9 protein-coding genes are annotated in these 12,176 nt (G+C 40.3%); 3 read left to right on the top strand and 6 right to left on the bottom strand.

Annotation, left to right across the window (positions count from 1 at the left end; translation table 11 throughout):
- Positions 1 to 179 (top strand): zinc ribbon domain-containing protein (locus tag IM322_RS17860; protein ID WP_287713278.1); only part of this gene is annotated, 179 nt, incomplete at its 5' end.
- Between the two features lie 130 nt (positions 180 to 309).
- Positions 310 to 603 carry a nucleotidyltransferase family protein gene (locus IM322_RS17855; protein ID WP_287676208.1) on the top strand — a complete coding sequence of 98 codons (294 nt, stop codon included), beginning with the start codon at positions 310 to 312 and terminating at the stop codon, positions 601 to 603.
- A 245-nt stretch (positions 604 to 848) separates the two neighbouring features.
- Here IM322_RS17855 and IM322_RS17850 read toward each other — a convergent pair whose 3' ends face one another.
- Entirely contained in the window at positions 849 to 1,886 is a 1,038-nt protein-coding gene (locus IM322_RS17850) for a fatty acid desaturase (protein ID WP_286825026.1), read from the bottom strand.
- A gap of 473 nt (positions 1,887 to 2,359) precedes the next feature.
- Between IM322_RS17850 and IM322_RS17845 the strand changes: the two genes are divergently transcribed.
- A complete protein-coding gene (locus tag IM322_RS17845; RefSeq protein WP_287713277.1) occupies positions 2,360 to 2,740 on the top strand; it encodes a hypothetical protein in 381 nt (126 codons plus the stop codon).
- 4 nt (positions 2,741 to 2,744) lie between these two features.
- On the opposite strand, the gene IM322_RS17840 is transcribed toward IM322_RS17845, so the two are convergent.
- The 5 genes from IM322_RS17840 to IM322_RS17820 form a co-directional block, all read right to left on the bottom strand.
- The gene (locus IM322_RS17840) at positions 2,745 to 3,782 is read right to left on the bottom strand and encodes a hypothetical protein (protein WP_286825025.1); all 1,038 of its coding nucleotides are present in this window, start codon (positions 3,780 to 3,782) and stop codon (positions 2,745 to 2,747) included.
- Positions 3,783 to 3,826: 44 nt separating this feature from the next.
- Positions 3,827 to 6,829 (bottom strand): D-Ala-D-Ala carboxypeptidase family metallohydrolase, encoded by a 3,003-nt coding sequence (locus IM322_RS17835; protein WP_287676206.1) that lies wholly within the window; start codon positions 6,827 to 6,829, stop codon positions 3,827 to 3,829.
- Positions 6,830 to 6,922: 93 nt separating this feature from the next.
- Entirely contained in the window at positions 6,923 to 8,587 is a 1,665-nt protein-coding gene (locus IM322_RS17830) for an SPFH domain-containing protein (RefSeq protein ID WP_287676205.1), read from the bottom strand.
- A 318-nt stretch (positions 8,588 to 8,905) separates the two neighbouring features.
- Positions 8,906 to 10,069, bottom strand: a complete 1,164-nt coding sequence (locus tag IM322_RS17825) for a pyridoxal phosphate-dependent aminotransferase (protein WP_287676204.1) — start codon at positions 10,067 to 10,069, stop codon at positions 8,906 to 8,908.
- Positions 10,070 to 10,270: 201 nt separating this feature from the next.
- On the bottom strand, positions 10,271 to 12,176 hold a 1,906-nt coding region (locus tag IM322_RS17820; protein ID WP_287713275.1), incomplete at its 5' end, for a class I SAM-dependent DNA methyltransferase.

The raw sequence follows: 12,176 nt of genomic DNA, 5'->3' as shown, positions 1-12,176 counted from the left end.
AATGGGATTGTCCAGACTGTGGGACACACCATGACCGAGATATTAACGCCAGTAAAAACATTTTGGCCGCAGGGCTTGCGGTGTCAGTCTGTAGAGCGACCATAAGACCAGAACAGATTTACTCTGTTAAGGCAGGTGCGAAACCCCGCAAGGGAAAGAAGCAGGAACCTAAATCGTGAGGTTTGGGAATCACCGTCCGTTTTACGGCGGTGAGGATGTCAACCGATAGCTGCTACAATACAGATACAGGAAATAAAATTTTGATCAGTAGGGTAGAAGTCTTTTCCGTTATCTTAGAAGGTGAGCATCATGAAAAATTTAGAAGAAATTAAAGCGATTTTAGGTCAGGTTAAGTCCTTAGTAAAAGAAAAGTATTATGTCAGTGAATTAGGTTTTTTTGGAGATTATGTAAAAGGAGAAGTGCAGGAAAATAGTGAAGTTAATATTCTGATAGATTATACAGAACCGCCTAGTTTACTAGATTTAGTAGATCTGGAATATTATTTAAGTGATTTACTTAAGCTAAAAGCGGATGTTATCAGTAAAAATGGCTTAAAAGGAAGAAGGCGAGAAAGAATTTTATCGGAGGTTATTTATGTATGACGCAACGGGAATTTAGAGATTTCTTGCAAGTAAAGTAAAACTCGATATGTTGGGTTTCGCCTTTTGAGCCGATTGGTAATACCTGATCAATAATGATAGCTCAACCCAACCTACGGCTGAATCTTCATCCTTTGCCAATGAATCAAATAAAGACAAAGACTTTACCCCCAGTTTTGGCAACTATTCTCGGTGTGAGAGGAGGAGGCAGATTTTGCTGCCGTTTCCTCCTGATATCTAAGACAGGATCAATTTTTGCGGTAAAAAATCTTACTGCCTTGGTCACTGACAAAATGACAATTGCGGTAGGACCGCCAGAGAGATTTGAAAATCGGTTCTTTCGAGACGCGATAATAGTCTCCTAAGACGGGACGGATGGCCTCGGTTGCTTCTTGGAGATGATAGTGGGGAATAGTGATAAAAATATGATGGGCGACGTGAGTACCAATTTGGTGATGGATGGGATTAAAGATGCCATAATCGCGATCGATGGTAGAAAGCGCCCCTTTGAGAAAGTACCAATCTTGACCGCGATACCAGGGAATATCATCTTCAGTGTGGTGTAGGAATGTCACCAAGTCCAACCAAACCACAAAGACGATATAGGGCATGATGTAGTAGTTAAACAGAAACCAAAAGCCGTAGCTGATACCCACCCCGATTAATAGACCTAACATAAAGGTACAGCAAACGGTGCTAGTCAGTACCTGCCACCGTTCCGAGGGGCGAAAGAGGGGGCTTTCGGGCATAAAATGGGATCCCTGTTTATTAGGGGAACGACGGAAAAGATAAAGGGGATAAACAAATAAAATTAGCTGAAAACGAGCTAATTTTTCGTACCAAGCCATATTGTTATACTGGGTTTCCGTGACGGGATACCAACTTTCATCGGTGTCGATATTGGCAGTATTAGCGTGATGGGTGCGATGACTGATGCGCCAACCGTGGAAAGGTACGAGAATGGGAGTATGACTGAGATGACCGATTAAGTTATTTAACCAACGATAACGGGAAAAGGAACCGTGACCGCAATCGTGACCGACGACAAATAAGGCCCAAAACATGGTTCCCTGCATAAACCAAAAAAGGGGGAAGAACCATGCTTGATTAATCTGGTAAGTTATCCAGTAAAGTAGGGTAATGATGCCAATATCAAAAAAAAAGTAGGCTAAAGAGCGAAAAACGCTTGATTGGAAGCAACGGGCCGGGATAGCTAGACGGACATCCTGTAGGGTAAATGGCAAAAATTCTCTTTTTAGGGAGGGTTTAGGTAGGGTTTGGGACACTAGGTTATAACTCAAGATAGATGACAGGGCAGTATTGACGAAGACTTGAGTAGCTCAAGTTTTTTTGTTTCTCGATGCGCTATCTTTTCTCTATCTCAGCTAGGAGCAGATAAGACCGAGCGATCGAGCGAATTTCGTCTAACTCACTAGAATTTTATTGTAGGGCTTAATGTAACTTAACAAAAGCCCCTAGGGAAAGTTAATCAGATTCTCCCCCTGTCTGTCCGTCCGTCTCCTTGGGCATCTATAGAACCTATTTGGCATCTCTCTTGTGACGCTTCACGGGCAAGAATTACAGGTATTTTGGCTAATTCGCTCTAATCCATACTGAATAAGGATTTTGGGGAAGATAGCAAATGGACTCTATAAAGATGCAACTCGCATCGAAAAAGATTGGCTCTTCGGTTCGTGTTATGCAATGGACGAGGTTATAAGGGATTAAACCATTATAGAGAAAGAAATTGCTGCGATTTTTGTCAGTCGGTTTTAAGCAAAATTTCTTGATGAGAACTCTATTTTTATTGTTTATCTGCTTGTTTTGGGGTAAAACAATTCTTGCAGAAACCTTACAAACGAGAAATTTTATTGTCAATATTACTAGGAATTGCCCCGAAGGAGAGGTAGTGTGCAACAATGTCTCATACACTGGAACAAGTTTAAAAACCGCAGAATCTATTAAACTTACTGGGAGAACTGTTTATCGTTTGTGTTCAGATAGAGTTACTCCCTGTCAATTTCTCGGCTATGAGTTTATTAATGGGAATTATCGTTATTTTGTCACAGAAAGTGGTATAATAAGAATTTATAAAAATGGCAGGCTTTTACTTGAAGAAAGTGGTTCATGGCAGGATTAATCGTTTAATCAAAACTGATTAAATTTTCTTTTAAGTAGGTATATAAGGATTGCAGGCGTTGTGTTTCACTTTCAGTGAGTTGGTCTCCTTTTCCTCTCAACTCAAAATATCGTTGTGTAGCTGTCGATAAGCGTATTGTTTTACCTAGTTCTTCTAAAGCACTAAAATAACTGCCAGATATATTTCCCGCATTGAGTTGATTGCCATAAGATTTATTGTAAGTCTCCAAGACTTCCGTTGCCAAGTGTTTCTCAATTTGACCCGGTGCCAAGATAATTCCTTTTTTGATATTGACAACAATGTAGGGACTTACTGGTTCATTACGAGTTGAAGTAATAGTACCATTCCGTTCCATTTGTAGGGATTCTAATGCAACTTCTTCAAAGAAAAAGGCATATGCTCCTGTCTGTAAGGGAGCTTCACCAATGTTGGGAAGGCGGTTCTGATCGCCAGGATAAAAAGCAAATTCTACAGTTTTTACTTGAGGCCTAAATTCCGCATCTAGTATTGTTTTGAGAATATTATTGACTCCTTCTAAAGCTGCTGTTCCTAAAGCTGTAAAAGGAACGAGAATGGGAAAAGTGCCGCCTACTTCACGAGCAACTTCTTGTAATGCTCCTGTCACTTGATCTAATTTTGAGTCTCCTAATCCCTGACAAAAACTACTGAATGATAAATATAGTCTTTCTGTTTTCTTGTCTTTTTGGAAATCTTCAATAATCGCTACATTTTCTGCCCAAGTAGTAAGTAAATCATGGGTCAGTCTATTCATATTATTAATGTGATTGAGGTAGTGAGCTTTAATGATAGGTTTTTCTATATCTCCTAATCCTATCTGACTCATTACAGCAAAATAATCATTACCCCATTGTCCAGCTTTATACTCTTCTCTATACTTACTATAAAGTTGATGTGAAATAGTATTTATAGAGACGGTAAAATCTTCAGAAGCAGCAATTAAAGCATTATCATCTTTAAGGAATGGATCGAGTAATGGTCCGGGTTCCGTAATCGGTACTCTGCCGATGGTTGTGAGTGTCATTTAAGCATCCTCCTAAGTGTATATTTATAAAGTTTTACATGGCATCAATAGTTCCATCTGACACCTTTTTCGCCTCCCGTTTTCCATCCCTTTCCATTGCGACAATCAATATGAACGAAGCCCTTTTTCGCCCCCCAACCCAAGGCACCATACCAGTGTTGATCTACCCACTTTTGAAATTCAAACACATCTCCATGAGCAGGGCAAATATCGACCGCAGTTCCTCGGATATGCTGCGAGTCACTTACCCCTCCCACAGCACGATTGATTTGCTCAGGGCGATACCCAGAAGTGATAATAATGGGCTTACCGTAGTCAGTGCGAATCTTCTCCAACTCTCGCATAATCGTGAGTATGTTATTTTGCAAAGTGGTGTCGTGCGGAATGCGTCGGGGGTCGTTTCGTAAGTTTTCTCCTAGAGTGAAATGGGGGGTTAAATGGGTGGACATATCACTCCAATCTACATCTTTCGGAGTCAAAATTTTGGGCATTTCCCTAACCACTTCGACTTTGCTAACCTGATCGCTAGATTCTGTCGCTGCCTTGCCTGTTTCGGGCTTTGCGGCTAACTCTTCCGTATGTAAAGGTGTAGATGGTAATTGTTTGATAACTTGACAAGCTTTATCGTAATAACGTTGACGATCCGATAGTCCGTTATAACCACCATTAACCTTTTTTGTTACCTCTTTAACAGTTCCACCTCGATCACAAAGAGCATTCATGTTATTATTCTTCCACCAAAATCCGGCACTGTTAAAAGGATAAACCTGAGCAACATAGCTATGTCCCTGCATCACGTTTTGATCCTTTATAAAGTCCGCAAATTTCTGATAATTATGCCGTCCAGTTAATTGAATAACACCAGCACCTTTATATTTACGACCATCACCGGGAGAGGTATTTCCCAAATCTCGGCGACCTTCATAAGCACTACCACTGGCAATTTCTTCCATCCATTGCAGTCCTCCTGATTCATGGGCTGTTTGGCTGAGGAAATGTCTAATTCGTGGCACTGTATTAATTTCAAATCGCTGTAAACAAGAGTTTAAGTCATTGAATTGTTGATCACTCATTTTACGTCCATAGACAGACTCAGCTTGCTGGCGAGTTACAATATTACCGCCTTGATGCTGACGTGATTCTGGCGCGGATACAGATGAGCGGCCATTGTCTTGGCTAGATTTTTGCCAAGGTAAATGCCAATGATCCGACCAAAGATACCAAATGCCAGCACCGTAGTCTAACTCCACTAGGCAATGTCCGTCAATTTCTTCTGAATACTTGAGGACGTTGTACTCTTTGCCCACAGGAACTTCTTTTTTCTCGTTTTCACCGAGTTGTGATGAATCAATAGGCTGCCTTTTCAGATAGGTTTTAGTAGTTGCCTTGATGATGGTATTGGGGGGCGCAATGAGCCAATTTTCGGGTTCTACCTTTGTAGCTGTAGCTGATCTTTGAATTGAGCGGGTGGCTGCGGCTTTGAGGGTTCCTCTATTTGTTAGGGAGAGGGCAGAAATTCTTGATAATTGGTCAATGGCTTCCCGCGCTGAACCATTTTTACTGGACTGGGGAACAGATGATAGTATTTTGTCTTCCCAAGGTAAGTACCAGTGATCTGACCAAATATACCAAATTCCCTGGCCGTAGTCTAATTCAACGAGGCAATGTCCATTAGATTCTTGTGAATGCTTGAGGATTTTATACTCTGTACCCACAGGAACTTCTTTTTTCTCGTTTTCACCGAGTTGTGATGAATCAATGGGTTGTTTTTTCAGATAGGTTTTAATGGTTGCTTTAATCTTTGTATTGGGGGGGGCAGCGACCAAATCTTCCCGATGCTGGGTTACTGATAACGTTGAAGTGACAGGTTTCGCCGCCGCAGAAAGTTGAATTTTATCAAGTAAGGCTTTTCCGTTAGTCTGTTGACTTACCCAATCTTGATTTTGGATAAGCCAGTTTTTTATGGAATTATTTCCCCCATCTACTCCATCACTTTCATACTCGTCAATAGCTTGTGCTAGTCCTTTCCTCTGCTCAACAGCAAACAAATCTTTTAAGATATCATCCCTTGATTGAGAATTGCCAAGGCCAATTCTGGCGATCGCCCGATTCATTTCGTACTTCCAGCTATCTCCCTCCGTTGATGACCCCGGTATTCGTAGTTCGATGGCGCGATCGAGATAGGAGATGGCTTGGTTTAAATCAGGAGGCTGTGAACTGATGTAAGCATAACCTAACTCTGCATTATACGAGGCATTATTGTTATCACTCGCTACCAGAGCCTCAAAAATCGGAATTGTTCTATTGACCCGATCTTTAAATGTTAGAGTTCTCCTTCCCAAGCTACGGGCATCATGGGCAACATTAAAAACAATTTTTTTAACATCATCAGTAGCGGCTTCAAGTTTCTCTTGGAGTTCTGATAATTCGGACTGATTTAGCCCTTGTTGAATCTGCTGGTTGACTAGATTGCGGATGTATGTTTTTTCTTCGAGTTCTTTTGCCTGAGATTCTGCTTTCTCTTTGGCTAGGTCAGCCGTTTCTATACGGTTAATTACCTTCTTTAATGCCGCATCTAGGATGGCTTTACCACCGTAGCCGCCCACCAATCCAGTGACAAAAATCGTGATTTCCACGCCTGTATCATAAGTTTGTCTAAGTTCCTGGGGTAAGAACTGATAGGCAATAAGTGACCCACCTATGCCAACAAAAATTTCTCCCAAAAAGCCGGGGTTGAGATTATTGGGATTTTTCTTACTCCAAGACGGCAATTCTAACTCGCCGTCAAGCAATATGGAGTAAAGTAACCCGCCTAACCCCCCAGCCAATACCAGACTTAGATAGATAGTATTTATGCCATTGAACCATTGTAAGTAACCTTGCAAATCGCTAATTTTGGTGCCATTGTTACTCGCAGAACTTGTAAAACTGATTAACTTAGCAAAGCCCAGAGCCATACCAAGTCCTAATAAAAAAGTAAGAATGAAATTAATAGTCTTGGGAACGGGGGGAAATGTTAGGGGAGGTTTTTGTTTTGCTTTGTTCATGAACTTAGACTCGAAAACTCAGTTTTTTACTGTTGAAAAATTAGTTTTATTGGCAGGGATTAATGGGCTTAGATGAATCAATCTCGTTGTTACTTATACGTCAGAATTATCCTGTCCGCTGTTGCTATCGTTATTCAAAGAGCGGAGCGATTTACCTAATAAATCTCCTAACTTACCATTTAGTAAAGATTGGATCAGTAACATACCACTGGTGGAAAGCATCAACTTGTTAATCTCTTCTCCATTTCCATTGGGAAAAGTATAGATATTGGAGTCTCCCAAAATCCCTGCTTGGGGAGCTAATGCTTTGGCAATTTCAACAACCTGGGGTAAATTTTCTATTAATTGAGGTGCTAGATCCCGAACCATTTTAGCCGTGCGCTCGGCATCCGTAGCCGGTATGAGATGGTAACGCTTGCCTTCTGCTTCTGCCAAACGTTCGATAGTTTTTGCTTCGTTCTCCACTGACTCTGCGGCTATTTCCGCTTGCAGCTTCTGGCGTTCTGCTTGGGCTTTTTCAATTGCTGTAGTAACAGCTTGTTCTGCTTCGGCGCGTTCTATTTCTTTTTCCAGCCGTTCTTTTTCTTTACTAATAATCAAGATGGTTGCAGCAATTTCTTCCGTTTCTATTTCTTGATTGACTTTTGCTTGTTTTACGCGAAACGTTTTATTTTTCTCAATTAAGTCTGTGTCTTGTAGGAGCTTGTTAAGTTGAATTTCAATCTCTGTTTTGTGTTTGAGGGATTCTAGCTCTTTTTTGTCGTTTAACTCAGCAATTTCGAGCTTTTTCTTTAAAGCTAATTCAGAGGTTTCAATCGCCTCCTGTAGTTCTTTTTCTTTTTCATTTTGGTATTTTTCTATAATTAGCTCATGATCAGTCTTCCTCTTTTCGACTTTTTCCAGTGTTTCTAAATTTTTCAAAGATGTTTCTTGATGTATAAGCTCTTGATTTTCCAGTTCAATCCCTATCGCTAATTCCGTTAGCCTTATATCTCTGCCTTTCTCTAATTCCTGTTTTCGTATTTTTTCTTCCGTCTCTAACTCTTCCGTGCGAGTTGCCAGAATTGCTGGTTGAATAACTTTTGTTCGAGCCTCAACTGCCTTGGCATCGAAATAGTTGTCAGCAGTATAGTTGGCACTTTCTTCAACTTCACCAATAACTAGCTCTCTAACAGTTAATCCTAGGGGATTTAGGCAGTTACCAAGTATAGTTGTCGCTTCTTTTCCCACCTCTGTGCGATTTGTATGCAGATAGTCTAATGTATGTTTACTGGCACTTCCTCGTAGGGCGGTTTCGGCGCGTTTTTTAACAGCTTTTTCTACGGCTACGGTTGAAATACTGTCTTCTTCTACCAAAAATTTTTGAGCCTTTTGGTTGTCTTCTTTTGTGTCGGCAATATGGACATAAATTGTCGCTTGTACACTGGCTCGTAAATAATCCTGAGTACGAATATTTGATACTTCTATATCAACAGCAAATTCTTGGGATCGAATCGTGTCTGAGTCTGGTTGTGGTTCAGTCCATACCTTTAAACCTCCAATAATTTTGTCTTTTTGCGACCACAAAGAAACCAGTATCAAAGTAACCACAACAGTTACTCCTATCGGCACTAAAGGGAAACTGCTGTTACCTGACGGTGGATTTGATCGGGAAGGATCAGGGGAAGATTGAGCGACAATAACAGGCTCTGTTTGGCTGGGTTGTACTGCTCTCATATAGTAAAGATTCAGATCGGGAATTGCCAGCCATTTTAACATTTATGGTTTTTCGGTAGATAATATGTTAACAAAAATTTGTAACCGTTCAGGGGTAGGGCCGTTTCATTTAACCCCATATTTCGCACTTCAGTCTTATTCTTTTTATGATAAGTTTAACTTATATAGTAGTGATCGATCTCTGTGTCCTTTGTGTCTCTGTGGTTCGTTCCACGCACTCGTCCGCAAGACCGTATCTTAGAATACATTTTACCCACCAAACCCGGGAGAGCCAACGGATTTAGTATTAGAGATAATTGGCTGTTAAAACCGAAAAAAAGGGGTAAACAAAATTCACCCCCAACAGAGAAAGTAATAATCCTACAAAGTGCTGATAAACTTATCAAGGCGATCAAATCCTTTTTCAATCGTCTTTAGGTCTGTAGCATAGGAAAGACGAATACAATCATCAGCACCGAAAGCAATACCGGGGATAGCGGCTACTTTTTGGCTTTCGAGGAGTTTCTGACAGAAATCCCCTGATTTTAAACCAGTTTGACTAATATCGATAAACACATAAAAAGCACCGTTGGGAGTAGGACAATCGAGTCCTGGAATTGCTCGCACTCGTTCTAAAATATACTGTCGGCGCTCGCTAAAAGCTTTGACCATTTCCTCGATGCAATCTTGGGAACTCGCCAAAGCAGCGATCGCACCGTATTGGGCAAAAGTGCAGACATTGGAGGTACTATGACTTTGGATCTTAGTCATGGCCTTGACAATTTCCACCGGTCCTGCTATGTAACCGACGCGCCACCCCGTCATCGAGAAAGCTTTAGCAAAACCATTACTAATAATACTGCGCTGAAAGATTTCCGGACCAAAAGAAGCGATACTGCGGTGAATTGCGCCATCGTAGAGGATTTTCTCGTAAATTTCATCAGAAACCACTAAAATATCCTTTTCAACCACAATTTTTGCTAAAGCGGCGATTTCTTCAGGAGCATAGACAATGCCGGTGGGATTAGAGGGAGAATTGAGGACAAATAACTTAGTTTTCGGTGTAATTGCCGCTTCTAGCTGTTCGGGGGTGATTTTATACTGATTCTCTAGGCTAGTGTTGACGATAACCGATGTTCCCCCCGCTAATGTCACCATTTCAGGATAACTCAACCAGTAGGGTGCGGGAATAATTACTTCGTCCCCCGCTTCAATTAACGCCATGATTAGATTGTAGAGAGACTGTTTACCGCCATTGGTGACGATGACATTATCGGCATTGTATGCTAGTTGATTATCCCGCAGCAATTTCTCGGCGATGGCTTTTCTTAACCCCGCTTCCCCAGCAGCCGGTCCGTAGCGAGTTTTTCCCTCATCGAGGGCCTTTTTCGCGGCAGCTTTGATGTGAGTGGGTGTGTCGAAATCTGGCTCCCCGGCGCTAAAACTACAGACATCTTCGCCGTTTTTCTTCATTTCCTTGGCCAGGGAGTCGATAGCTAGGGTAAGGGAGGGGGTAACTTGATTGACTCGTGACGCTAGTTTCATGGTATTTTACCCTGACAGGGCTTTTCTGATGACCTACACAACCTTTAGTATTGTCCATTACCTCGATTGTTCTGGGTGTTTTTTTATATAATCTCCGGAATTGCCTCGATTGGGGATGCGGATGCGGATGCGGATGGGGTGTGGGGTGTGGGGTGTGGGGAGAACAAAGCTGCCTTTTGCATGAGTGCATGAGTGCCTTCGTTATTGAGGATTTTTTCTTTTCGGGGGTTTTTGTTTGCTGGTAGAGAGTAAGGGAGCGGTTAATTTTTCATAGAGTTCAAAGAGGTATTCAATACGGTTTAATTCACTGGTAAAGGGTTGGGGACGATAACACAAATCAACGGCTTTGTCAAGTTTTTGGTGAGCTTTGAGCAAGTCGGGAGGCATGGTTAAAGGATCGTATAAATCGGCAAGGCTACTATCAGGATATTTTCCCCTTGTATCTAGCACAGCTTGAGCGCAAGTTTCGACGGTTTGTTTTTGTTTGTCGGTAATATTTTCTGGAAAAGTAAAATTATTATAAACAATATCTTTTGAGTAACGATAATCACTTTTTAACCTTCCACACACATATTTAACCCATGCCATGTGCATTTCTGAAGTTAAGATACCAAATAAATATAGATTTCCATTAGGAATTAATAAAACTTGATCATTACCAATCACATTTTTATTCATAAAACCTATTGGAATATATTTTCTTCTTTCAGATGAGACGCGGGGAACAAGTAAATAATTCGTTTCGGGTTGTGCTATTTGACAGAATAGAGTAGGTGTCGCCGCAAATTTGCGAGTAGAAGCAGCTTTACTTTTTAATCTAAAATTTTTAACCTTATCTACTTTTTTTATGACTTCTGGTAATGTCTTTAATTCCCTGGGAGAAATATCAATTAACCATAGACAGTAGCGACTATAACCATTAATAAATTCTTGCGCTCCTGTATAAGGTCTAATCCATTTTTCTGCCTTCGGCTCTAATTTTAAAAATTCTTCTTTTTCTGGTTCTGTCAAAATAAAATTACCACCATCTCTTGGCATACTACCAAAACGCATTAATGGAATATTAGATAAAGGAAAACTTCGATTATAAATAATGATGTCACTTCCATCAACCAAATAGGGATTAATATTATTAGACTGAACAACTAATGATTCACCTTGAATATCTTCATAATCAAATAGGATTTTATTTGTTATATTAAAACTTCCAAAGCCAATAATTACACAATGAACTGCGGCGTTTCCTTTTGCTTCATTACTCCATTTAAAAGTACGATGGGCAAAATGAATTTTTAACTGATATTTTTGAAAAAGAATATTCCAAAGTAATGCAACTTGCTCCCCTTGAGATATAGAATTTGTGGAAACAAAAGCAACCCTGATTCTATTGCCCTGAATTATTTGAGCAGCCTTAATATACCATGCACACACATAATCTAAAACGCCTATTCCTTTCTCACCGTCGAAAACATAAGCCATATCATTCCTTTGCTGTTCGTTCATAATCATCGCACCAACAAAAGGAGGATTTCCTAAAATAAAATTGAGCTTCTCTTTTGATATAACTTCCTCCCAATCAATCCGCAAGGCATTTCCATTAACAATCTTTGCCGCTTTCTTTAATGGTAAACGCACAAAATACTGACCAAAAGTATTACTAACCTTAATATTCATCTGATGATCAATTAACCACATCGCCACCTCAGCAACTCTTACCGCAAACTCATCGTATTCAATACCCGCAAACTGATTCACATCTACCTGAATAATAGCACTAATATCTGTTACTAACTGTCCCGTTTTATTTAATTCCTGTAATACTAAAATCTCTAAATCGCGTAACTCACGATAGGTAATAATTAAAAAATTGCCGCAACCACAGGCAGGATCAAGAAAATATAAATTAGCAATCTTTTTGTGAAATTCTAGTAATTTATTGCGATTGCCTTTAATCTTCTCAAATTCTCTGGATAAATCATCTAAAAATAAGGGTTTAATTACCTTTTGAATATTTTTCTCGGAGGTATAATGCGCCCCTAAATTGCGTCGTTCTTTTGGATTCATCACCGCTTGAAACATAGAGCCAAAAATAGCAGGAGAAATTTTT

The sequence above is a fragment of the Microcystis sp. M109S1 genome, assembly GCF_020247025.1.
Lineage (GTDB): Bacteria > Cyanobacteriota > Cyanobacteriia > Cyanobacteriales > Microcystaceae > Microcystis.
This window is presented reverse-complemented; position numbering and strand designations above follow the sequence as displayed.

Excerpts from the sequence above, each read along its gene's own strand:
- IM322_RS17855 (WP_287676208.1), top strand. The coding sequence starts at position 310 with ATGAAAAATTTAGAAGAAATTAAAGCGATTTTAGGTCAGGTTAAGTCC.
- IM322_RS17840 (WP_286825025.1), bottom strand. The coding sequence starts at position 3,782 with ATGACACTCACAACCATCGGCAGAGTACCGATTACGGAACCCGGACCA.
- IM322_RS17835 (WP_287676206.1), bottom strand. The coding sequence starts at position 6,829 with ATGAACAAAGCAAAACAAAAACCTCCCCTAACATTTCCCCCCGTTCCC.
- IM322_RS17830 (WP_287676205.1), bottom strand. The coding sequence starts at position 8,587 with ATGTTAAAATGGCTGGCAATTCCCGATCTGAATCTTTACTATATGAGA.
- IM322_RS17825 (WP_287676204.1), bottom strand. The coding sequence starts at position 10,069 with ATGAAACTAGCGTCACGAGTCAATCAAGTTACCCCCTCCCTTACCCTA.